The sequence below is a fragment of the Pseudomonas sp. AP19 genome, from assembly GCF_001728855.1.
Classification (GTDB): domain Bacteria; phylum Pseudomonadota; class Gammaproteobacteria; order Pseudomonadales; family Pseudomonadaceae; genus Aquipseudomonas; species Aquipseudomonas fluorescens.
Map to the genome: position 1 here is coordinate 158,437 of NZ_LXJP01000004.1, position 21,412 is coordinate 179,848.

The window sequence follows — 21,412 nt, forward strand, 5'->3', positions numbered from 1 at the left end:
GGACGCTTAAGCTGAATTATCGCTGATAAAGATCAATCGGTTCGATTGGCCTTCGTCCAGGTTCTATGCAGGTCAGAATGGATACGGCTGTTTCCAGCGCAGGAAAATCGGCTTCAGCTCGCCACTGTCGATCAAAGCCGCCATGCGCCGGTCATAGACGGCCATCAAGGCGCGCCCGCGCTCAGTGTCGGCGAAGCCTACATAGAGCGGCAGCTCGGCAATATGAGTGAGCTTGAATTGCGACGGCTCATCCGACTGACTCAGCACGAGGTTGGCTTCGGTAAGGGAGTCGATATAGAAGTCGACGCGAGCGTGTTGCAGCATCGGCAGGATGCTGTCACGGCGCTCGATCTGGTTGAAGCGGTGCAGGTTCGGCAAGTACGCCTCGTACTTATAGCCGCGCACCCACGCCAAGCGGTAATTGCCCAGGGTGGCGAGGCTCGGCGTCGGCGCCGTTGCCAAGCCGAGTGCGTAGATGTGGTCGGCGTCGAAGTGCCAGTGCGGGTACAACACGCCGCTGGCTTCATCGCGATAGGCACCCACCCAGCCGTCCACCTCACCCCGCTGGGCCAGCCCGATCGAGCGGGTATAGGGCACGGTGCGGGTTTGCACGGTGATGTCGGCCGGTTCGAAGACCTGACGCAAGACATCCCAGGCCAGACCACTGCCATCTTTGTTGGTGTAGTTGCTCCATTCCTCGCTGGCCAGCACCACCTTGCCAGGGACGGGGGCTTCATCTGCCAGCACCAGCGACGCGGCACACATCATGATCAGCAGCCAGCGGCGCACAACCATGGTGACAACCTCCTACACCGTGATAACGGTATAGAGGGTAGCGCATGCTCGTGGGCTTACGGCGCCTCGTGAAAATGTTGATAGCCGCGCACGACCGGGGTGATGTCTTGCCCAGTGGCGTCGAGCAGCGTCACGCCCTGCCCTGCCTCGACCCGGCCGATCACATGGATCGGCCAGCCGTTCGCCAACAAGGGTGCCAACTCGGCGCGGGGCAAGGTGAAGGCCAGCACGTAGTCGTCGCCCCCACTCAGCGCGGCAACACGGGCTTCATCATCACCGACAAACGCCAGCAACGCTGCGGAAAGCGGCAACGCCTGACGCTCAACCAGCAGGCTGACAGCCGATGCCTTGGCGATATGCCCGCAATCGGCCAACAAGCCGTCGGAAACATCCATGGCCGATGTCGCCTTGCCGCGAAGCGCCAGGCCGAGTGCCAACTGCGGCTGCGGCGACCAGTAATGGGCGAGCAACGGCTCAGCGATGGCGGCGTCAGCCGTACGTTGCCCCAGCACCAACGGCAAGGCGCCAGCGGCATTGCCAAGTTCACCACCCACACATAGCAGGTCACCCGGCTGTGCACCGTTGCGCGTCAATGCCTGCCCGGCCGGCACTCGACCAAACACCGTCAGGGTCAGGCTCAGCGGCCCGCGCGTGGTGTCGCCGCCCACCAGGCCCACACCGCAGCTTTGCGCCATGGCATTCAAACCCTGGGCATAGCGTTGCAGCCAATCGGCATCAACCGTCGGGGTGGTAAGGGCAAGGGTAAACGCGAGGGGATGGGCGCCCATGGCGGCCAGGTCGCTCACTGCCACGGCCAGCGAGCGCTGGCCGAGCAGGAACGGGTCACACGGGTCGGCAAAGTGCACGCCGGCCACTAAGGTATCGGTGGAGATTGCCAACTGCTCCCCGGCGGGGAGCGCCAGCAAGGCGCAGTCGTCGCCGATCCCCAGGGCAATACCTTCACCGCCCTGCGCACACGGCGCGGCGGCGAAGTACTTGCGGATCAGCTCGAACTCACCCATCAATGTGCCCTGCCTCACCACTGCGGTTCCTTTTTGGCGGCGTCTGTTGCCGCCATACTGCGTTGCCGCTCCTCCCCATAGCACGCTATGAGTCGTCGCGGCGCCTTGTCTGGCAGCAACAGCCACTCACCAAAACAGGAACGCATTGGTAAGGCAAGGCACAGGAACTCAAGCGCAACTTAGCGCTTGTGTTCCTTCACTTCGGCTTCGCGCAGGCGCGGGGCCAGCTTGTCGAGCACGCCGTTGACGAACTTGTGGCCGTCGGTCGAACCGTAGACTTTCGCCAGCTCGATACCTTCGTTGATGACCACGCGGTACGGCACGTCGACGCGCTTGAGCAGCTCCCAGGTCGACAGGCGCATCACGCACAGTTCAACCGGGTCCAGCTCTTCGATGGTCAGGTCCAGGCATGGCGCCAGTGCCGTGTCGATCTCGGTCAGGTTGGCATGCACACCGTGCAGGATGTCGTGGAAGTAGCTCTGATCGGCAAACGTGAAGTCGTTATCGACGCGAAACTGCGCTTCGATTTCGTTCAGCGAAGCGCCCGCCAGCAAACGCTGGTACAGCGCCTGGGTGGCGAGTTGACGTGCTTTACGTCGTTTCTCGCTTTTGGATGGCTTGCCGGCATCCGCAGGGCGTGGGTCCTGAGGGTTGAACTGATCGCTCTCGTCAGAAATCACTTGGCCTCCAACTGCGACAGCAGGCTGACCATTTCCAGCGCGGACAGGGCTGCTTCAGCGCCTTTGTTACCGGCCTTGGTGCCGGAACGCTCGATGGCTTGCTCGATGGAATCGACGGTCAGTACGCCAAAAGCGACTGGCACGCCGAACTCCATGGACACCTGGGCCAGGCCCTTGGTGCATTCGCCCGCCACGTATTCGAAATGCGGAGTACCGCCACGAATGACCGCGCCCAGGGCGATGATCGCCGCGTATTCACCCTGTTGGGCAACTTTTTGCGCAACCAGAGGAATTTCGAAGGCGCCAGGGGCACGGATGAGGGTGATATCGCTCTCGCTCACACCGTGGCGAACCAGGGCGTCAACGGCACCGCTTACCAGGCTTTCAACCACGAAGCTGTTGAAGCGGCCAACTACCAGGGCATAGCGGCCTTTGGGGGCGATGAAGGTACCTTCGATGGTCTTCAGGGTCATTCGACAAATCTCTTAAAGAGCCGGGACGCGAAAAGTGCGTCCCTCAGTGATGATTTAACCGCGAACAAGGGGCAAAAATAGCCGGCCGTTATTCGGAGGGCACGTATTCTACAACTTCCAGGTCGAAACCGGATATCGCATTAAATTTCATCGGTGCACTCATCAAGCGCATTTTGCGTACACCCAGGTCGCGAAGGATCTGCGAACCGGCACCGACGATGCTGTAGGTGGTCGGCGTTTTGACCTGCGTGTTCTCGGCGGTTTCGCGAATATGCGCGAGCAACACGTCGCCATCCACCGGGTTACCCAACAGCAACACCACACCGCTGCCTGCCGCGGACACCGCCGCCATGGCGGCGCGCAGGCTCCAGCGGCCGGGCTGCTTGACCATCAGCAGGTCGCGCAGCGGGTCCATGTTGTGCACGCGCACCAGGGTCGGTTCGTCGGCGCAAATGGTGCCCAGGGTCAGGGCCATGTGCACGTCGCCTTCCACTGAATCACGGTAGGTCACCAAATTGAATTGGCCCAGTTCGCTGTCCAGCGGCTGCTCGGCAATCCGCTGAACGGTACGTTCGTGGATCATGCGGTAGTGAATCAGGTCGGCAATGGTGCCGATCTTGATGTTGTGTTCGGCGGCAAAGGCTTCGAGTTCAGCGCGACGGGCCATGGTGCCGTCGTCGTTCATCACTTCGCAGATCACGCCGCTCGGCTCGAAACCGGCCATGCGCGCCAGGTCGCAGGCAGCTTCGGTGTGGCCGGCGCGAGCGAGGGTGCCGCCCGGTTGGGCCATCAGCGGGAAAATGTGGCCGGGGCTGACGATGTCTTCCGCCTTGGCGTCTTTGGCGGCGGCGGCTTGCACCGTGCGTGCGCGGTCTGCGGCAGAAATACCGGTGGTAACGCCGGTGGTCGCTTCAATGGACACGGTGAACTTGGTGCCGAAACCCGACCCGTTGCGCGGCGCCATCAAGGGCAGCTTGAGCAATTCGCAACGCTCGCGGCTCATGGGCATGCAGATCAGCCCACGGGCGTGCTTGGCCATGAAGTTGATGTGCTCAGCCTTGCAGGCCTCGGCGGCCATGATGATATCGCCTTCGTTCTCGCGATCTTCGTCATCCATCAGGATGACCATCTTGCCTTGGCGGATGTCTTCAACCAGTTCTTCGATGCTATTGAGCGCCACGCGGCACCCCCTTGGTCAGGATTTCAGGTAGCCGTTAGCGGCCAGAAAACTTTCAGTGATGTGACTCCCGGTTGGCTCTGCGGCCTTATCGCCCAACAACAGGCGCTCCAGGTAACGGGCAAGCAAGTCGACTTCCAGGTTCACCCGGCGACCTGGCTGGTATGACGCCATGATGGTTTCGCTCAGGGTGTGGGGAATGATGGTCAGTTCAAATTCGGCGCCATTCACGGCGTTCACGGTCAGGCTGGTGCCGTCGACGGTGATCGAGCCTTTGTGGGCGATGTACTTGGCCAGCTCTTTGGGCGCACGGATGCGGAATTCCACGGCACGTGCGTTTTCGCTGCGCGCCACCACCTCGCCGACGCCGTCGACGTGACCGCTGACCAGGTGGCCACCGAGTCGGGTGGTTGGGGTCAGCGCCTTTTCGAGGTTGACCGGGCTGCCGGCTTTGAGGTCGTTCATCGCGGTGCAGTCCAGGGTTTCCCGGCTGACGTCGGCGGCAAAGCCATTGCCCGGCAGCTCAATGACGGTCAGGCACACGCCGCTGACGGCGATACTGTCGCCCAGCTTGACGTCGCCCAGGTCGAGCTTGCCGGTTTCAACCAGCAAGCGCACATCACCGCCTTTGGGGGTCATGGCGCGGATGCTGCCGATGGATTCGATAATGCCGGTGAACATGGCCTTCTCCTGGAAAACGGGACGGGCGCTTGAGCGCCCGGTCAGAATTATACGCTCGCTGCTGGAAGAGGGATGGCAGTGACTCGCCAGTCATCGCCTACAGCGCGCATTTCAGTGATCTTGAGTTGGGGGGCGTCGGCGAGTTTATCAAGCGGCCAGTCCAGCAAAGGCCGGGCGGCGGAGCCCAGAAACTTGCCGGCGACGAATATCACGTACTCGTCGACCAACCCCTGCTGGGCAAACGCCCCCGCCAGGCTTGGGCCGGCCTCGACCAACACGTCGTTGACACCCCTGGCCGCCAGCGCGACCAGCGCCGAGCGCAGGTCAACCTGACCGTCAACGCCTGGCACGACCAGGCATTCGGGCCCACGGGGGAACTGGTTCTCTGGGGTAACGCAGGTGATGACCAGCGCCGGGCCGGCCTTGAAGAATGGCGCGTTGAGCGGCACCCGCAGGCGGCCGTCGATCAGCACGCGCAATGGCGGGCGGGACATGGCCAGCGCAGTGGTGGCTTCGTCCAGGCCCAGTTCGGCGGCACGTACGGTCAGGCGGGCACCGTCGGCCAGCACCGTATCGGCACCGGTCAACACCACGCTGGCCTCGGCGCGCAGGCGCTGTACGGCGGCGCGGGCGGCAGGGCCGGTGATCCATTGGCTTTCGCCACTGGCCATCGCGGTGCGGCCGTCCAGACTCATCGCCAGCTTGACCCGCACGAACGGCAGGCCGTGTTCCATGCGCTTGAGGAAGCCCGGGTTGAGCGCGCGCGCTTCACTTTCCAGCACGCCGCTGTGGGTTTCGATACCGGCCTGGGCCAAACGCTGCAGGCCACGCCCGGCCACTTCCGGGTTGGGGTCCTGCATCCCGGCGACCACTCTCGCGACACCGGCGCTCACCAGTGCATCGGCGCAAGGCGGTGTCCGCCCGTGGTGGCTGCAGGGTTCAAGGGTCACGTACACCGTGGCGCCACGCGCCTTGTCACCGGCGGCGCGCAACGCATTCGGCTCGGCATGGGGTTCGCCGGTGCGCTCATGCCAGCCTTCGCCGACAATCTGCCCATCCCGCACAATCACGCAGCCCACACGCGGGTTGGGATGGGTGGTGTACACGCCCTTGCGCGCCAATTCGAGGGCGCGGGCCATGTAATGGGCGTCGAGGATGGTCTGTTCTGCAGAAGGTGCGGTCATTTCTTTACCGGCTCACGGGCCAGGCGGTCGATCTCTTCGCGGAACTCATTGAGGTCCTGGAAGCGTCGATACACCGAGGCGAAACGGATATAGGCGACTTCGTCGAGCTTTTGCAGCTCGCCCATCACCAGCTCTCCAACCACCAGGCTCTTGACCTCGCGCTCGCCGGTCGCACGCAGCTTGTGCTTGATATGCGCCAGCGCAGCTTCCAGGCGCTCGACACTCACCGGGCGTTTTTCCAGCGCGCGCTGCATACCGGCGCGCAGTTTTTCTTCGTCGAAAGGCTGGCGGCTGCCGTCGGACTTGATCAGACGTGGCAACACCAGTTCGGCGGTTTCGAAGGTGGTGAAACGTTCACCGCAGCCAGAGGCCAGGCATTCACGCCGGCGACGTACTTGATCGCCCTCGGCGACCAGACGTGAGTCAATGACCTTGGTGTCGTTGGCACCGCAGAAGGGACAGTGCATGGTGGCAGGCAACAAAAAAAGGGAGGGCCATGGTAGCGCATCCCCATGGCAAGACAAGCCATAGCCTTTACGGTATATAGGCTGACTATTATGTTTCATATTTTTTAAGCCACGGATTTTGCCCTTTCTGGAGCCGTACATGCAGTTACGACCACTTGTTTTACTCACCCTGTTCAGTTTCCTGGTCGCCTGCAGCAGCGAAGCCCCGAAACCGTCGGTACCGCAACCAACGCCCGCCCAAGAGAAAAAAGTCCCCGGTATTGAAGACCTGGGCCCGCTGCCGGCGTTTCAGCGTGAAATCAACGGCACCCTCAACGGCGTGCCGGCCAACGCCGAAGTCGAACTGGCGCTGCTGGTGATCGACGAGCGCAACCGCCCGCAACAACTGCTCGCCAGCAGTGTGCTGACCGGCAACGGCAAGCCCGTGGCCTTCCGTCTGCGCTTCAACCCGGACGCCTTCCCGGCCGGTGCGCGGGTTGAATTGCGCGGTCGCGCCAGCCAGTCCGGCCAGTTGATCCTGCACCTGCCTGCCGTGCGCATCACCCAAGCCATCACCCAGACCACCGGCCCCCTGCAACTCGTCAAGGCACCATGACGCCACCGCTGGACCTGCAACGGGCGCTGAGCGAACTGATCGGCGACGCGCAATTGGTGCCCTGCCCACTGCCGGGCACCGCGCTCTCATTGTGGCTGCTCGACGCGGACAATATGGACCGCGCCTTCAGCCCCGAAGAGACCCGACGCATCCTGCATGAACCGCCCTACTGGAGTTTTTGCTGGGCCAGCGGCCTGGCGCTGGCGCGCTACCTGGCGGCCAACCCCGAGTGGGTCGCCGGCAAACGCGTGCTGGATTTTGGCGCCGGTTCCGGCGTGGCCGGGATCGCCGCCGTCAAGGCGGGTGCGCGGGAAGTGGTCGCGTGTGATTTAGACCCGCTGGCATTGGCCGCTTGCCGGGTAAACGCCGAACTCAACGCGGTGGAGCTGAGTTATTCAGCAGATTTTTTCGCCGAAGCCGACCGCTTCGACCTGATCCTGGTCGCCGACGTGCTCTACGACCGCGCCAACCTGCCGCTGCTCGACCAGTTCCTTACCCGTGGCCGCGAGGCACTGGTGGCAGACTCGCGGGTACGCGACTTCCAGCACCCGGCTTACCAACGCCTGGAAATCCTTGATGCGCTGACCCTGCCCGATCTGGCCGAGCCTTGGGAGTTTCGCAAGGTGAGCCTGTACCATTCGCGGCGCTCTTGAGGCCATCGCGGGCAAGCTCGCGCCCACAGATGACTGAGTGCCGCTGTGGGAGCGGGCTTGCCCGCGATGGCGATCTGGACTGCATCCCCTTATAGTTGCCCCATTCCCGCTTGATTCGAGACGCCCCATGAGTGAGCCCACGCCGTACATCTTCGACGTCACCACCGCCAACTTCGACCAGGCCGTGATCCAGAACTCCTTCGAAAAACCCGTACTCGTGGATTTCTGGGCTGAGTGGTGCGCGCCGTGCAAGGCGTTGATGCCCATGCTGGCGAAAATTGCCGAGAGTTATCAAGGCGAGCTGCTGCTGGCCAAGATCGATTGCGAGGCCGAGCAGGATATCGTCGCGCGTTTTGACATTCAGAGCCTGCCCACCGTGGTGCTGTTCAAGGACGGCCAGCCCGTGGACGGGTTTGCCGGGGCGCAGCCGGAGTCGGCGGTAAGGGCGATGCTGGAGCCGCATGTGCAGATGCCGCCGCCAGCGGCCGCTGACCCACTGGAACAGGCCCAGGCGTTGTTTGCCGAAGGCCGTGTCAGCGATGCCGAAGCGGTCCTGGTCGCACTGCTGGGCGAAGACAACACCAACGCCGCCGCGCTGATCCTGTATGCGCGCTGCCTGGCCGAGCGCGGTGAGTTGGGCGAAGCCCAGACCGTGCTCGACGCCGTAAAAAGCGACGACCACAAAGCCGCCCTCGCCGGGGCCAAGGCGCAAATTACCTTCCTGCGCCAGGCGGCCGATTTGCCGGACGCCGCCGACTTGAAAAGCCGCCTGGCGCAAAACCCGCAGGACGATGAAGCGGCCTATCAGTTGGCCATTCAGCAACTCGCTCGCCAGCAATACGACGCCGCGCTGGAAGGCCTGCTCAAGCTGTTTATCCGCAATCGCAGCTACAGCGAAGGCTTGCCGCACAAGACCTTGCTGCAAGTATTCGAATTGCTCGGCAATGACCACCCGCTGGTCACCGTGTACCGCCGCAAGTTGTTCGCCGCGCTGTATTAATCGCCGACCCAGCTGTACAGCGGCGTATCCCCGCCGCTGGCGACTTTCACGCTGGCACTGTGGCGCAGGCGCACCAACAGGCGCTTGCCTGACACCGCGTCACCTGACAAACCTTCCAACTGGTCGAGCAACTCCAGCCCATTGAGTTGCCCGGCCTGGCGCAACAGGTCCTGGGCGCTCTGCCACAGATCGTCGGTGTGTTTGACCGGTGCAGCAGTCGGCACGCTGGCTGCCGGCGCCGCCTGCAAATGCGCGCCCAGCCGTGCCCAATCGCCGTCGTCGAGTTCCAGGGTCAAGTCCACCGGCAAGTCGCCGACGGTTCCACGAATTCGTAACATCGTCCTTACTCCCAGCATTTTTCCGACCCGCATGCTCCCACGCGACTTGCGCATCGCCAAGCGGGCGTTCAAACTCGCGGCCTATCGTTATAAGATTACATAACAAAACTTTCATGTTCTGGAGCCTACTCATGCGCCGTCTGTTGCTCGCTTTGCCGTTTGCCCTGTTGCCACTCGCCATTGCTCATGCGGCTGACGAGCACGACCACGACCATGAACACGAGCACGGCAGCCTGGGCGCCCACGAACACGGCGTCGGTCGCCTCAATGCGGTGCTCGACGGCCAGGCGCTGGAGCTGGAATTTGACAGCCCGGCCATGAACCTCGTGGGTTTTGAACATCAGGCCACCACCCCCGCCGATAAAGCCAAGGTCGCGGCCAGCCGCAAACAGCTGGAAAACCCGTTGGCCCTGTTCAACTTGCCTAAAGCTGCCGGTTGCGTGATCAGCACCCAGGAGCTCAACAGCCCGTTGTTCGGCGACAAGCCTGAAGCCGATCATGACGACGACGATGATGATGACCACGCCACCGACGGCAAAGGCGCAGCCGCTCACGCGCATCATCATGATCACAGCGAAATCCACGCCCACTACCAGTTCACCTGCGCCACGCCGACGGCCCTGAGCACTCTGGACCTGAGCCAAGTGTTCAAGACCTTCCCTGCCACCCAAAAAATCAACGTGCAGTTGATCGGCCCAAGCGGCCAGCAAGGTGTGGAAGCGACGGCACAGGCAGCTACCCTGAAATTCTGATGTGAAAACCCGATCACTGTGGGGCTGGCTTGCCTGCTGCCACAGTGGATCGGCGCTACTTCCTACCACCAGGCGACCCTGATTCCCCATGACCCAAGCGTTAATCGAACTGTCTGACCTGGGCTTCAACTGGCCCGGCCACCCACAGTTGCTGGACATTCCCGCGTTCCGCCTGGAAGCGGGGGAAACGCTGTTTCTCAAGGGCCCGAGCGGCAGTGGCAAAACCACCCTGCTCGGCCTGCTGGGCGGCGTGCAGAAACCCAGCCAGGGCAGCATCCGCCTGCTCGGCCAGGAATTGACCGAGCTGTCGGCGAGCGCCCGCGACCGCTTCCGCGTCGACCACACCGGCTACATTTTCCAGCAGTTCAACCTGCTGCCGTTTCTGTCGGTGCGCGAGAACGTCGAGTTGCCTTGCCACTTTTCCAAGCTGCGCGCGCAACGGGCGATTCAGCGCCACGGCAGTGTGGACCAGGCCGCCGCGACCTTGCTCGCGCATTTGGGTTTGAACGACAAAAACCTGCTGGAGCGGCGTGCCGACTCGCTGTCCATCGGCCAGCAACAACGGGTGGCCGCAGCCCGTGCGTTGATCGGCCAACCGGAACTGGTGATTGCCGACGAGCCCACCTCGGCCCTGGACTACGACGCTCGCGAAGCATTCATACAGTTGTTGTTCGCCGAATGCCGCGACGCGGGCGCCAGCCTGTTGTTTGTCAGCCATGACCAGAGCCTGGCGCCGTTGTTCGACCGCAACCTGTCGCTGGCCGAACTCAATCGCGCCGCCACGCCCGCAGAGGTTTGAGATGTATTTGTTTCGTCTAGCCATGGCCAGCCTGGCTAACCGCCGCTTTACCGCGATCCTCACCGCGTTCGCCATCGCCCTGTCGGTGTGCCTGCTGCTGGCGGTGGAGCGCGTGCGCGTCGAGGCGCGCAACAGCTTCGCCAGCACCATCAGCGGCACCGACCTGATCGTCGGCGCCCGTTCCGGCTCGGTCAACCTGCTGCTGTACTCGGTGTTCCGCATCGGCAACGCCACCAACAACATCCGTTGGGACAGCTACGAGCACTTCGCCGCCGACCCACAAGTGAAATGGGCAATCCCGATTTCCCTTGGCGACTCGCACCGTGGCTACCGGGTGATGGGCACCAACGAAGCCTACTTCGAGCACTACCAGTACGGCCGCAAGCAGAACCTCGAACTGGCCAGCGGCCGCGCCTTCGCCACCGACCCGTTCGAAGTGGTGCTGGGAGCTGAAGTCGCCGACGCCCTGCATTACAAGCTCGGCGATAAGCTGGTGCTGGCCCACGGTGTGGCAGTGGTCAGCCTGGTCAAACACGATGACAAACCGTTCACCGTGGTCGGCATTCTCAAGCGCACCGGCACGCCGGTAGACCGCACGCTGCACATCAGTCTCGGCGGTATGGAAGCGATTCATATCGACTGGCACAACGGCGTACCCGCCCAAGGCAAAGGCCGCATCAGCGCCGATCAGGCGCGCAATATGGACCTGACCCCGCAGGCGATCACTGCGTTCATGCTCGGCTTGAACAACAAGATTTCCACCTTCGCGCTGCAACGCGAGATCAACGAATTTCGCGGTGAGCCGATGCTGGCGATCCTGCCCGGTGTGGCGCTGCAAGAGTTGTGGAGCATGATGGGCACCGCCGAAAAAGCGCTGTTCGTGATCTCGCTGTTCGTGGTGCTGACCGGCCTGATCGGCATGCTCACGGCGATCCTCACCAGTCTCAACGAGCGCCGCCGTGAGATGGCGATCCTGCGTTCGGTCGGCGCACGCCCCTGGCACATCGCAACACTGCTGATCTTCGAAGCCTTCGCGCTGGCACTGTCCGGCGTGGTTGCAGGCACAGGCCTGCTGTACGTGTGCATCGCCGCGTCGCGCGGGTATTTGCAGGCCAACTATGGCCTGGACCTGCCGATGTCATGGCCCAGCGAATATGAATGGACCTTGCTCGCCGGTATCCTGGCAGCAGCGCTGTTGATGGGCAGCGTGCCCGCGTGGCGCGCCTATCGACAATCCCTGGCCGATGGCCTGTCCATACGTTTATGAGGAAGGCTTCGATGCGCCGTGCCCTGTTTGCCCTGTTGCTGCTGGTGGCCGTGCCCGCGTGGGCGGCCGACCAGCCCAAGGACCTGTCCTGGCAGGAGATGATCCCGCCGGACGCGCCGCCGGAAATTCCCAATATGAAGCCGCTGCACGACCTGTCGAACATGGCCGACGCGTTGTCGGTCGAGGCGGCGCCTGCGGCCAAGCAGGACCTGCCCAACGCACCGGTGGTACAGAGCCTCGACGGCCAGCACATTCGCTTGCCGGGTTATATCGTGCCGCTGGAAGTCAGCGAGGAGGGCCGTACCACCGAGTTTTTGCTGGTGCCGTATTTCGGCGCGTGCATTCACGTACCGCCGCCGCCGTCGAACCAGATCGTGCATGTGAAAAGCGAAGTCGGGGTAAAGCTTGACGAGCTGTACCAGCCGTATTGGATCGAGGGCTCGATGCAGGTCAAACCGTCATCCAGTGAGCTGGCGGATGCCGGCTACCAAATGGATGCCGAGAAGATTTACGTCTACGAGCTGCAGGAATGAGCCTTGCTCAAGAACAGCACAGATCCCAGGGTTTTTGATCCGTGGTTACCCTTTCATTGAGCTGAGTCAAAGGATCGAACGGAACGATCTCTACCATTGGACGTACAACTTTTAACGTCCTTCTGGAGCTCCCATGAACAAGTCCCTGCTCGGCGCGTCCCTCTTCGCGCTCGCCCTCGCCGCCCCTGCCGTCCACGCTCACGAAGCGGGCGATATTCTGATTCGCGCCGGTGCAATCACCGTTAACCCGAAAGCAGACAGCAGCAGCGTGAAGGTTGACCAGGGCCCCTTGGCGGGCACCAACCTGGGCGGCAAGGCGACCATGAGCAGCGACACTCAACTGGGCTTGAACTTCGCCTACATGTTCACCAGCCACTGGGGTATCGAACTGCTGGCGGCCACGCCGTTCGAGCACGACGTGAAGATCAAGAACACCGCGCTCGGCGCCGCCAACGGCAAGCTCGGCACCCTGAAACACCTGCCGCCGACCCTGAGCATCGTGTACTACCCGCTGGACAGCAAGTTGGCATTCCAGCCGTACGTGGGCGCCGGTATCAACTACACCTGGATCTACGACGAGCACGTCAGCAGTAGCGCCCAGCAAGCCGGGTTCAGCAACTTCAAGGCGGAAAACTCCTGGGGCTGGGCCGCGCAGGTTGGCGCCGACTACATGATCAACGACAAGTGGATGGTCAACGCCCAGGTGCGCTACATCGACATCAGCACCAAGGCCACCGTGGACAACAACGCGCTGGGCCAAGGCACGCGCGCCAAGGTCAATGTGGACGTCGACCCAATGGTGTACATGGTCGGTATCGGCTACAAGTTCTAGGTTTTTATCCCATCCAAGACCCTGTTTTTACAGGGTCTTTTTTATTCTCCTCACTAAGAGGAGTCAGCGGCGCTGATGAATGGATTGCAGAATCGCCGCAGAAATATGTTCAAGCGGCAACTCACGCTCCACCGCGCCCAGCTTGAACGCTTCCTTAGGCATTCCGTACACCACACAGGACTCTTCATCCTGGCCGAGGGTGTGGGCACCGCTGTCATGCATTTCTTTCAGCCCACGGGCGCCATCGTCCCCCATCCCCGTCATGATGATGCCCAGCGCGTTAGCTCCGGCACTGCGGGCGACGGAGCGAAACAGCACATCAACGGAGGGACGGTGCCGGCTTACGGGCGGACCGTCGACAATTTCAACCTGGTATTGCGCACCGCTGCGCTTGAGCACCATGTGCCGACCACCGGGGGCAATCAGCGCGCAACCGGGGATAACCCGGTCGCCATTCTTCGCCTCTCGGACTTCAATCTCACAGAGTCGATTCAGGCGCTCGGCAAATGCAGCCGTGAAGTGTTCGGGCATGTGCTGCACGATGACTATTCCGGGGCAGACCCTGGGCAGAGCGGTCAACACCAGCTCCAGGGCCTGAGTGCCGCCGGTAGACGTACCAATCGCGACGATACTTTCGGTGGTGCGCGCCATCGCCTGGGTGCCCGCAGGCAGTATGACGTCGGCACTCAGCCTCACGGGAACCCGCTCGCTGGAAGGCACCATCCGCTTCATGTTGGCCCGGGCGGCGGCCTTGACGGCACCCGCCAGTTCATCGGAACTTTCGGTCAGAAACTGGCGCAAATGGAGTTGTGGCTTGGTAACGATGCTGACCGCACCCGCAGCGAGTGCCTGCATCGTGGTGGCCGCGCCTTTCTCGGTCAAGGTCGAACAGATGACCACCGGCGTCGGGTGTTCCGCCATCAATTTTTTCAGAAAGGTAATGCCATCCATGCGTGGCATCTCGATGTCCAACACAATCACATCCGGCCATTGCTTGTTCATTTTGTCCATGGCGAACACCGGGTCCGCTGCCGCGCCGATGACTTCGATGGCCGGGTCTTGCCCCAGGGTCGCCGTCAGAACCTGGCGAACCACTGCTGAATCATCAATGATCAGTACTTTTATCAGGCTCATGTCGCACGCTCTCCAAGAGGGCTGACGGGTTGTTTCTGCAAGGCCAGGTAGTTGAGTTCAATGTTGCCGTTGGCAAGGTCGAACACCACGGTTCGGTAACCCACGCCTTCCACGTGGAAGTTGTGACAATGCAAATGGTGCAGGTCGAGCAGGCGCCGGGCTTGTTCGACATTGCGTTGCCCGACGTAGTGTTTGTCCGAACGCGCCAGCCCGGGAAACATGTTCCCGCCGCCGAATACGCTGATTCTGAAATCGGCAGGTCGGGCCTTACTCGCGTGAATTCGACCGAGTAACAATGCCAGCGCCTCATTGCCGTAACGCCCGTCCAACGCGTGCGAGTTCGGCACTGCGCGTTGGGGTAACAGGAAGTGGCACATGCCGCCCAACAAGCGCCGGGGGTGCCAGAACACCAGTGCCACACACGACCCCAGCACCGTGCGCAGCCGAATCTCGCCAGCGCCGAAAAACCACTCTCCGGGATTCAGAAAAACCTCTTGGGGCACTCTGTTTTCAGGCACGTGGCCTCCGGTAGATCGAAGGTTTGATGAGTCGCAGTTCATCGGTCACGCCATTGAGGCTCTCCGAGTGGCTCACCAGAAAATACCCGCCGGGTTTGAGATGGTTGATCAGTCGCTGGACCACCTGCACTTTGGTGTCGTTATCAAAATAGATCATCACGTTACGCAGAAAGATCACGTCAAACATGCCGAGTTTGGGTAACGGATTATTCAAATTGATCGCCTGGAAATCGATCCGCGCAGCCAGTGCACGATCGACCATGAAGCAGCCATGGTTGGCGCCAACGCCCTTGAGGCAATACTTGTTGAGCAGCGCTTCAGGAATGCCGCGCGTACCTTCAAGGGGGTAACGCCCTGTCCGGGCTTTGTCCAACACCCGGCTGCTGATGTCCGACGCCACAATCTCCCAGGGCCGGCCCGCGAGGTTGTCCGCCAGGACCATCGCCAAGGTATACGGCTCTTCACCGGTCGAGCAGGCGCCACTCCAGATGCGTAAAGGCCCGCTGCCGCGCAGTTCGGGGAGCGCCACATCGCGCAGGAAATCGAAATGCTTGGGCTCGCGAAAAAAGTAGGTTTCGTTGGTGGTCAACATGTCGACCGCCACCTGCAACTCCGCACTGTCCTTCATCAATAGCTTGTAGTAAGCCCCGTAGTTAGTGAGCTTGAATAGGTGCAGTCGCTTGGCCAGCCGAGCACTCACCAACTGCTTTTTGGCATCGGACAGGCTGATGCCGGCGATTCGATGAATGAGGTCACGAAATTGCAGAAACTCAGTGTCGGAGAGAATCACGTTCATAAAGACGTTCCCAAAGAAGAATCGGGCGTTGCAGGCAACGAGGATTCGAGGGTGGCCAGCACCTCCACGTGCTCCAGGGACAACACCCGACCGATGTCCAGCAACAGCACAAAGCCGCTCTCCAACTTACCGATGCCCAGTAGAAAGTCAGCCCTGACATCGCTGCCGAAGTTCAACGAGGGTTCGATGTCCTGATCGGCGATTTCAAGCACTTCACTGACCGCATCGACAATGATCCCCACGAGCTTGCGCGCCGCGCCGGACTGGACTTCGAGGATCACAAAACACGTCCTTGAGGTCTGCACCGTGCGCTCACCACGAAAACGCACCCCCAGGTCCAGCACGGGAACCGCAGCGCCGCGCAGGTTGATCACGCCACGTATGCTGGAGGGCAACAACGGTACGCTGGTGATCGGCCCATATTCGATGATCTCCCGCACATTGAGCGTGCCCACGGCGAACATTTCATCGCCCAGTTCAAAGGTGAGGTATTGGCTCGGGCTTGAGACTGGGGTATTGCCTGGACTTTCGATGGATAGCGCCATGATTCACCTCGGACCCATTACATTCCGGACGCGCCTGAAGACGCGGCCCTACGCGCCACGCTCACATCAAGCCGGCTATCTCATCGACACACAACACATGCTCAATTTGCAGCAGCGTCACAAACTCACCGCGCACCTTGGTCATCCCCTGGATGAAGTCAGCGCGAATATGATTGCCGAACGCCGGGGTGGGCTTGATATCGATATCGAGTATCTCGATCACCTCGCTGACCGAGTCGACCACCACCCCCAAGACCAATGACTCGCCCTGCTTCGCCGCCTCCAGAATGACGATGCACGTACGGCTGCCCAGTACCGTCACGCCCTTGCCAAACCGTGCCTTGAGGTCGACAACCGGCACGACCGAACCGCGAAGATTAATCACCCCGCGTAAAAATGTCGGCATCATCGGCACGGTCGTCACCTGGTTGTATTCGATGATTTCGCGAACACTCAGGGTATTGACCGCGTACATTTCCTGATCTGCCAAGAAGGTCAGGTACTGCAAAGGCTCATCAACGGGTGTCTGCCGTTCAAGCCCGTCCGACACACTGGCTGAGGCACTCATGGGTCAACTCCCGAAGCGGACGAACCCGCCCTCCACCGAACGATTGTCGGCGTCCAGCGTTAACGCTGCACGGCTGATGGTGGGTAGCGAGGCAGTGCGCCCGGCACGTTTGGTTTGTACGGTGAAGAAGCCCATGAGCTCCTGCAACTGCTCGGCCTGGCCACTCATTTCCTCGGCAGTCGCCGCCAGCTCTTCGGAGGCTGAAGCGTTTTGCTGAGTCAGTTGGCTCATCTGCGACATCGCACTGTTTATTTGATCGGACCCAATGGACTGTTCTTCCGAGGCTGCGGCGATCTCCTGCACCAGGTCAGAGGTCTTGGCAATCGAAGGCACAATCTCATCCAGCAGGTTGCCCGCCCGTTCAGCCAAGGCCACGCTGTTCTTGGCCACTTCACTGATTTCCTGTGCGGCAATCTGGCTGCGCTCGGCCAGTTTGCGCACTTCTGCCGCCACCACTGCGAACCCTTTGCCGTGCTCACCGGCACGCGCGGCTTCGATCGCGGCATTGAGCGCCAACAAATTGGTCTGGTAAGCGATAGAGTCGACGATGCCGATTTTTTCAGCGATGGTCTTCATCGCCGCCACGGTATCCTTCACGGCTCGGCCGCCTTCCGAGGCTTCCTTGTTGGCCTTGCCCGCCATGCCATCGGTCACCTTGGCATTTTCGGTGTTCTGGGCAATGGACGCGGACATTTGCTCCATCGATGCAGAAGTCTGCTCCACCGAAGCCGCCTGCTCGGAGGCCGACTGGCTCATGCTTTGGGCGGTGGCGGAGATTTCTTCCGAGGCACTGGACAGCGAATCGGCTGAGCCGCGCACTTCGCCGATGATTTCCGAGAGTTTTTCCACGGTGCCGTTAACCGAGGTCTTGAGTTCCAGGAACTTGCCTTGGTAGTCACCGGTGATGCTGCGGGTCAGGTCACCGTTGGACATTGCCGACAACACGTCCATCGCTTCGGTAATCGGCTCGATGATCGCGTCCAGAGAACCATTGATACCCTGAATGATGCGGCGGAAATCGCCCTGGTGCCGCGCGACGTCAGGCCGGGTGTCCAGTTTGCCGATCAGCGCACTGTCACTGATCTGGGTGGTGTCTTCGACGAGCGCGAGGATATTGGCGCGCAGCTGCTCGATGTTCTCATTGATAAAGGCTTTTTTGCCCGGGAATTGCTCCAGTGACGCCGCCAGATCGCCTTCGCCGAACGCGCGAATACAGGCCATGGCTTTCTTCTTGACGTTGATGTGGCCGCTGACCATCTCATTGATGCCCTGACCGATATCACGGTACGAGCCGCGGAAGCGATCGACATCGATCATGACGTCAATGTCACCTTTTTCGTGCTCGCTGGACATGTGCTTCATATCATTGATCAGCGCCAGGACATTGGTGCGTAACAGCTCGATATTTTCATTGATAAACGCTTTTTTGCCGGGGAATGACTCAAGAGGCGCCGACAAATCACCCTCACCGAATGAGCGAATGCAGGCCATGGCTTTTTTCTTCACCGCGATGTGGCCGTTGACCATATCGTTGATGCCCTGGGCCATGGAGCGGTAACTGCCTTGAAAGCGATCGGCCGCGATCTGCACGTCAATGTCACCTTTGTCGTGGGCAGCGGACATTCGGTCCATCTCCACAATCAACTCGTGCAAGCCCTGCCCCAGCTGCTGCATGCTCGCCATCAGACTGGTGGTGTCACCCGCCTTGAGGGTTGCTTTTGCGTTCAGGTCACCGGCGGACAGACGTGCAGCAAAGTCGCGAACCACGGCGGGTTCAGCACCCAGTTGGCGCATCAGGTTTCGGCCCAGGAATGTTCCGATCAGCACGGTCGCGAACAGGGTCAAACCGCTCACCAACAGAATGATGTAGCGCGCATTCTTCTCAGTGGCGGTGGCCAGCAGTTGGCCCTTGCGCCCCAGTTCCAGGTTGTATTCACGCAGGTCACTGACCACCTTCAGCACCGACGCCTGCAATGGCTGGCTCGCCTCAATCAATGCCCGCGCCGAGGCTTGGTCGCCTTCGTTGATGAGCTTGTCGAACTGCCCCTGCGAGGCGGTCAATTCACCCAAGTGGGCGCGCAGTTGTTTCAACAGCGACGCGTCATGGTCGTCAGAGACCAACTCGGCCTCATAGTGATCCAGGGCTTTGCCAATTGAACTGAAGTGTTGTGCCACGCTCTGCGCGTAACCCGGGAGGACACTTTTCCCGGGATCGTTCAAGTGCTGCCATTGCAAACCATGAAGGTCGCCTACAGCCGTTGCGACCTGGTCGATTTCCAGCAGGCTGGGCACCGTGTTGGCGTTGCCGTAACTGGCGCTCGAATTGATTTCACCGGCCAGGTACAGGCTGGTGCCACCCAATACGAGGACACCCAGCACTGCCGTGAAAACCAACAACATTATATTTTTGATAACGGTCATGGCGAGGAACTCCTGATGACGCTTCATTAAGTCGACTGAGGACTTGGAATCGAACGGTTATTGGCTTCCTTGGCAACGAGTCCTAACAAATTGGGAACATCCAGAATCAGCGCAACCGCGCCGTTGCCCAGGATCGTGAATCCCCCGAGCCCATGGGCTTCACCGAACACTTTGCCGAGTGGCTTGATTACGGTTTGAAACTCCCCCTGCAAGCGATCAACCACCAGGCCGGCACGCAGCCCCGCGTAGTGCACGACAACCACGTTTTCTCGGCTGCCGGCCGGTTCTTGCACATCAAACATGTCCCGCAGCCGCAGGATCGGCAGCACATCGCCACGCAGGTCGAGGTAGCCCGCGTCAGCATCCCGCCCAGAGGCGAGCTCGATGCACTCCTCCACCATGTTCAGCGGGATGACATAAGAACCCTTGCCGACGCCGATCAGAAACCCGTCAATGATCGCCAGCGTCAGCGGCAAACGGATGCGCACCGTCGTGCCCAGCCCTTCTTCGCTTTCCAGGCTCACACTGCCGCGCAACGCCGTGATATTCCTTTTCACCACGTCCATGCCGACCCCTCGGCCGGACAGGTTGCTGACCTGATCGGCCGTGGAAAACCCGGGTTCGAAAATCAAATTCAGAATGTCTTTGTCTGGCAGTACCTGACCTTCAGCCACCAGGCCACGCTCGCGGGCCTTCGCCAGGATTTTGTCCTTGGCCAATCCGCCGCCGTCGTCCGACACTTCGATGACGATACTGCCGGACTCGTGATAAGCATTCAGGCGTACGGTGCCCTGCTCGGGCTTGCCCCGCAGCAGGCGAGTGGACGCGGCCTCGATGCCGTGGTCCATGGCATTTCGCACCAAGTGCGTGAGCGGGTCACCGATCCGCTCGACGACGGTTTTGTCCAACTCGGTTTCGCCGCCGCCAATGCGCAATACGATGTCTTTGCCCAATTCTTTGGACACGTCGCGTACCACTCGCTGGAAACGCGTGAAGGTTGCTCCGATCTGCACCATGCGCAGGGTCAACGCCGAATCACGGACCTCTTCAACCAACCGAGACAACAGACTGGTGGCCTCGATCATCTCGCCTATGCCGCTACGCACCGCCACCAGATTGGCGCCGGCACCGGCGATGATCAGCTCACCGACCAGGTTGATCAGTTGATCCAGCTTGGCGGCATCGACCCGAATCAGATTGCCATCGTTACTCGCGGTGCCTTTACCGGCCTTGATCGACGGCGCGGCCGCATCCGGCAGTGCGTCAAGTTCACCCCGCGGTTCGGCCGCTGCCGGCTGCCCCTCTTGGGCGACGAGCACGGCTTGCGACGCCGTCAGGCTGGCGCAGCGAACCAGTAACTCAAGCAACTCGTCATTGCCTTCCGGCAGTGCGTCGATGTGCGCCCGACACGTTTGCACAGAGGCGTGCGGCGCGAGGATCTGCACGAGCGCGTCATCGCGAACAAAGTCAAACGCGCCGTCGATGACCTCCCGGGAGGCGTCGCTGGCCAGCGCCAGCTCAAAGCCCAGGTAGTTGGTTTCCGGGTTCATGGACGCGATAGGCGGCAACGCGTCGAACAGCGTGACGGTCTGCAGCAACCGTCCCAACGTGCTCAGGTAGCGCAGGAATGCCAAGGGGTCCATGCCATTGCGCAACACATCCGGACCAAAGCGCAGGGACAAATGCCAGTGGCCGGGGCCGGTATCCTGGGTATCCTGGGCATCCGCCGACAGCGGGCCTTGATGGGCCGGTGCCGCCGTCGCTACCGAGGCGTCCAGGTACAAGGCGAGCCGGTCAACCAGACGAAGGCCTCGGACCTGCAAAGGTTCGTCCAACCGATCCAGGTTGCCATCTTCGGCCAGCAGGTCGATCAATTGAGCGATGTGGTCACGGGCGTCGAGAAACAACGCACTCAGCGCCTCATCGACGCGGACCTCCAGGCTACGTACCCGGTCCAGCACGCTTTCAGCGACATGGGTGAACTCAACGATGGGCATCAAGCCAAACAAGCCGGCCGAACCTTTGATGGTGTGGGCCACCCGGAACAGGCCATTGATGGTGTCCATGTCGTGGGGAGACTGCTCGATCTGCAGCAGCGCGTCTTCCATCTGCAACAGCAGCTCGCGACTTTCAGCGATGAAGGTCTGCAGCACGTCGTCCATGTTCATAGGCTGGGCCATGG

At 61.2% G+C, this 21,412-nt stretch carries 23 protein-coding genes and 2 pseudogenes; 8 read left to right on the plus strand and 17 right to left on the minus strand.

Translation table 11 applies throughout. The annotated features are described in order from the left end of the window. Positions 1–72: 72 nt before the first annotated feature. The 8 genes from A7D21_RS05895 to nrdR form a co-directional block, all read right to left on the minus strand. Positions 73–795, minus strand: a complete 723-nt coding sequence (locus A7D21_RS05895; protein ID WP_053258231.1) for an ABC transporter substrate-binding protein — start codon at positions 793–795, stop codon at positions 73–75. Between the two features lie 56 nt (positions 796–851). Next, positions 852–1,817: a thiamine-phosphate kinase gene (gene thiL, locus A7D21_RS05900; protein WP_069551240.1), complete on the minus strand. Its 966-nt coding sequence runs from the start codon at positions 1,815–1,817 to the stop codon at positions 852–854. A gap of 179 nt (positions 1,818–1,996) precedes the next feature. Next, entirely contained in the window at positions 1,997–2,497 is a 501-nt protein-coding gene (gene nusB, locus A7D21_RS05905) for a transcription antitermination factor NusB (RefSeq protein ID WP_053258233.1), read from the minus strand. Next, positions 2,494–2,970 (minus strand): 6,7-dimethyl-8-ribityllumazine synthase, encoded by a 477-nt coding sequence (gene ribE, locus A7D21_RS05910; protein ID WP_003194576.1) that lies wholly within the window; start codon positions 2,968–2,970, stop codon positions 2,494–2,496. Before ribE ends, nusB begins: the two co-directional genes overlap by 4 nt. A gap of 88 nt (positions 2,971–3,058) precedes the next feature. Continuing rightward, positions 3,059–4,150: a bifunctional 3,4-dihydroxy-2-butanone-4-phosphate synthase/GTP cyclohydrolase II gene (gene ribBA / locus A7D21_RS05915; RefSeq protein ID WP_053258234.1), complete on the minus strand. Its 1,092-nt coding sequence runs from the start codon at positions 4,148–4,150 to the stop codon at positions 3,059–3,061. A 15-nt stretch (positions 4,151–4,165) separates the two neighbouring features. Then, a complete protein-coding gene (locus A7D21_RS05920; protein ID WP_053258235.1) occupies positions 4,166–4,828 on the minus strand; it encodes a riboflavin synthase in 663 nt (220 codons plus the stop codon). A gap of 47 nt (positions 4,829–4,875) precedes the next feature. Beyond that, a complete protein-coding gene (gene ribD, locus A7D21_RS05925; protein ID WP_053258236.1) occupies positions 4,876–6,012 on the minus strand; it encodes a bifunctional diaminohydroxyphosphoribosylaminopyrimidine deaminase/5-amino-6-(5-phosphoribosylamino)uracil reductase RibD in 1,137 nt (378 codons plus the stop codon). Then, positions 6,009–6,479, minus strand: coding sequence for a transcriptional regulator NrdR (nrdR, locus tag A7D21_RS05930; RefSeq protein WP_053258286.1), 471 nt, complete (start codon positions 6,477–6,479; stop codon positions 6,009–6,011). Before nrdR ends, ribD begins: the two co-directional genes overlap by 4 nt. 139 nt (positions 6,480–6,618) lie before the next feature. On the opposite strand from nrdR, the gene A7D21_RS05935 reads away from it, so the two are divergent. The 3 genes from A7D21_RS05935 to trxA all read left to right on the plus strand — a co-directional run bounded on the left by A7D21_RS05935 (position 6,619) and on the right by trxA (position 8,727). Further along, positions 6,619–7,074, plus strand: coding sequence for a YbaY family lipoprotein (locus A7D21_RS05935; RefSeq protein WP_053258237.1), 456 nt, complete (start codon positions 6,619–6,621; stop codon positions 7,072–7,074). Continuing rightward, entirely contained in the window at positions 7,071–7,727 is a 657-nt protein-coding gene (locus A7D21_RS05940; RefSeq protein ID WP_069551241.1) for a methyltransferase, read from the plus strand. The genes A7D21_RS05935 and A7D21_RS05940 overlap by 4 nt, the downstream gene beginning before the upstream one ends. A gap of 127 nt (positions 7,728–7,854) precedes the next feature. After that, positions 7,855–8,727, plus strand: a complete 873-nt coding sequence (trxA, locus tag A7D21_RS05945; RefSeq protein WP_069551242.1) for a thioredoxin — start codon at positions 7,855–7,857, stop codon at positions 8,725–8,727. Here trxA and A7D21_RS05950 read toward each other — a convergent pair. Continuing rightward, positions 8,724–9,065, minus strand: coding sequence for a hypothetical protein (locus A7D21_RS05950; protein WP_069551243.1), 342 nt, complete (start codon positions 9,063–9,065; stop codon positions 8,724–8,726). The genes trxA and A7D21_RS05950 overlap by 4 nt on opposite strands. A gap of 131 nt (positions 9,066–9,196) precedes the next feature. Here A7D21_RS05950 and A7D21_RS05955 point away from each other — a divergent pair, with 131 nt between their 5' ends. From A7D21_RS05955 to A7D21_RS05975, 5 genes are all read left to right on the plus strand, one after another. Continuing rightward, positions 9,197–9,817: a DUF2796 domain-containing protein gene (locus tag A7D21_RS05955; protein ID WP_053258241.1), complete on the plus strand. Its 621-nt coding sequence runs from the start codon at positions 9,197–9,199 to the stop codon at positions 9,815–9,817. Between the two features lie 88 nt (positions 9,818–9,905). After that, the gene (locus A7D21_RS05960; RefSeq protein WP_053258242.1) at positions 9,906–10,616 is read left to right on the plus strand and encodes an ABC transporter ATP-binding protein; all 711 of its coding nucleotides are present in this window, start codon (positions 9,906–9,908) and stop codon (positions 10,614–10,616) included. 1 nt (position 10,617) lies between these two features. After that, positions 10,618–11,883: an ABC transporter permease gene (locus A7D21_RS05965; RefSeq protein WP_069551244.1), complete on the plus strand. Its 1,266-nt coding sequence runs from the start codon at positions 10,618–10,620 to the stop codon at positions 11,881–11,883. An 11-nt stretch (positions 11,884–11,894) separates the two neighbouring features. Then, the gene (locus A7D21_RS05970) at positions 11,895–12,416 is read left to right on the plus strand and encodes a DUF3299 domain-containing protein (protein WP_053258244.1); all 522 of its coding nucleotides are present in this window, start codon (positions 11,895–11,897) and stop codon (positions 12,414–12,416) included. Between the two features lie 133 nt (positions 12,417–12,549). Further along, the gene (locus A7D21_RS05975) at positions 12,550–13,248 is read left to right on the plus strand and encodes an OmpW family protein (protein WP_053258245.1); all 699 of its coding nucleotides are present in this window, start codon (positions 12,550–12,552) and stop codon (positions 13,246–13,248) included. A 63-nt stretch (positions 13,249–13,311) separates the two neighbouring features. Here A7D21_RS05975 and A7D21_RS05980 read toward each other — a convergent pair whose 3' ends face one another. From A7D21_RS05980 to A7D21_RS06010, 8 genes and pseudogenes are all read right to left on the minus strand, one after another. Next, a complete protein-coding gene (locus A7D21_RS05980) occupies positions 13,312–14,382 on the minus strand; it encodes a chemotaxis response regulator protein-glutamate methylesterase (protein ID WP_053258246.1) in 1,071 nt (356 codons plus the stop codon). Beyond that, a complete protein-coding gene (locus A7D21_RS05985) occupies positions 14,379–14,900 on the minus strand; it encodes a chemotaxis protein CheD (RefSeq protein WP_053258247.1) in 522 nt (173 codons plus the stop codon). Before A7D21_RS05985 ends, A7D21_RS05980 begins: the two co-directional genes overlap by 4 nt. Further along, positions 14,893–15,696, minus strand: coding sequence for a protein-glutamate O-methyltransferase CheR (locus A7D21_RS05990; RefSeq protein WP_053258248.1), 804 nt, complete (start codon positions 15,694–15,696; stop codon positions 14,893–14,895). Before A7D21_RS05990 ends, A7D21_RS05985 begins: the two co-directional genes overlap by 8 nt. After that, entirely contained in the window at positions 15,693–16,241 is a 549-nt protein-coding gene (locus A7D21_RS05995; protein WP_069551245.1) for a chemotaxis protein CheW, read from the minus strand. The genes A7D21_RS05990 and A7D21_RS05995 overlap by 4 nt, the downstream gene beginning before the upstream one ends. Positions 16,242–16,302: 61 nt before the next feature. After that, complete coding sequence (locus tag A7D21_RS06000) at positions 16,303–16,809, minus strand: chemotaxis protein CheW (RefSeq protein ID WP_053258250.1); 507 nt, start codon at positions 16,807–16,809, stop codon at positions 16,303–16,305. Positions 16,810–16,812: 3 nt separating this feature from the next. After that, positions 16,813–17,787 (minus strand): annotated as a pseudogene (locus A7D21_RS36560) (methyl-accepting chemotaxis protein); the annotation flags it as partial. A gap of 192 nt (positions 17,788–17,979) precedes the next feature. Further along, a pseudogene (locus A7D21_RS36565) lies at positions 17,980–19,257 on the minus strand (MCP four helix bundle domain-containing protein); the annotation flags it as partial. Next, the gene (locus A7D21_RS06010; RefSeq protein WP_242486545.1) at positions 19,257–21,410 is read right to left on the minus strand and encodes a chemotaxis protein CheA; all 2,154 of its coding nucleotides are present in this window, start codon (positions 21,408–21,410) and stop codon (positions 19,257–19,259) included. The pseudogene A7D21_RS36565 and the gene A7D21_RS06010, both read right to left, overlap by 1 nt. Between the last annotated feature and the right edge of the window lie 2 nt (positions 21,411–21,412).

Coding starts and splice junctions, on each gene's coding strand:
- A7D21_RS05895 (WP_053258231.1), bottom strand. CDS start 795: ATGGTTGTGCGCCGCTGGCTGCTGATCATGATGTGTGCCGCGTCGCTG.
- thiL (WP_069551240.1), bottom strand. CDS start 1,817: ATGGGTGAGTTCGAGCTGATCCGCAAGTACTTCGCCGCCGCGCCGTGT.
- ribE (WP_003194576.1), bottom strand. CDS start 2,970: ATGACCCTGAAGACCATCGAAGGTACCTTCATCGCCCCCAAAGGCCGC.
- A7D21_RS05920 (WP_053258235.1), bottom strand. CDS start 4,828: ATGTTCACCGGCATTATCGAATCCATCGGCAGCATCCGCGCCATGACC.
- ribD (WP_053258236.1), bottom strand. CDS start 6,012: ATGACCGCACCTTCTGCAGAACAGACCATCCTCGACGCCCATTACATG.
- nrdR (WP_053258286.1), bottom strand. CDS start 6,479: ATGCACTGTCCCTTCTGCGGTGCCAACGACACCAAGGTCATTGACTCA.
- A7D21_RS05935 (WP_053258237.1), top strand. CDS start 6,619: ATGCAGTTACGACCACTTGTTTTACTCACCCTGTTCAGTTTCCTGGTC.
- A7D21_RS05940 (WP_069551241.1), top strand. CDS start 7,071: ATGACGCCACCGCTGGACCTGCAACGGGCGCTGAGCGAACTGATCGGC.
- trxA (WP_069551242.1), top strand. CDS start 7,855: ATGAGTGAGCCCACGCCGTACATCTTCGACGTCACCACCGCCAACTTC.
- A7D21_RS05950 (WP_069551243.1), bottom strand. CDS start 9,065: ATGTTACGAATTCGTGGAACCGTCGGCGACTTGCCGGTGGACTTGACC.
- A7D21_RS05955 (WP_053258241.1), top strand. CDS start 9,197: ATGCGCCGTCTGTTGCTCGCTTTGCCGTTTGCCCTGTTGCCACTCGCC.
- A7D21_RS05960 (WP_053258242.1), top strand. CDS start 9,906: ATGACCCAAGCGTTAATCGAACTGTCTGACCTGGGCTTCAACTGGCCC.
- A7D21_RS05965 (WP_069551244.1), top strand. CDS start 10,618: ATGTATTTGTTTCGTCTAGCCATGGCCAGCCTGGCTAACCGCCGCTTT.
- A7D21_RS05970 (WP_053258244.1), top strand. CDS start 11,895: ATGCGCCGTGCCCTGTTTGCCCTGTTGCTGCTGGTGGCCGTGCCCGCG.
- A7D21_RS05975 (WP_053258245.1), top strand. CDS start 12,550: ATGAACAAGTCCCTGCTCGGCGCGTCCCTCTTCGCGCTCGCCCTCGCC.
- A7D21_RS05980 (WP_053258246.1), bottom strand. CDS start 14,382: ATGAGCCTGATAAAAGTACTGATCATTGATGATTCAGCAGTGGTTCGC.
- A7D21_RS05990 (WP_053258248.1), bottom strand. CDS start 15,696: ATGAACGTGATTCTCTCCGACACTGAGTTTCTGCAATTTCGTGACCTC.
- A7D21_RS05995 (WP_069551245.1), bottom strand. CDS start 16,241: ATGGCGCTATCCATCGAAAGTCCAGGCAATACCCCAGTCTCAAGCCCG.
- A7D21_RS06000 (WP_053258250.1), bottom strand. CDS start 16,809: ATGAGTGCCTCAGCCAGTGTGTCGGACGGGCTTGAACGGCAGACACCC.
- A7D21_RS06010 (WP_242486545.1), bottom strand. CDS start 21,410: ATGGCCCAGCCTATGAACATGGACGACGTGCTGCAGACCTTCATCGCT.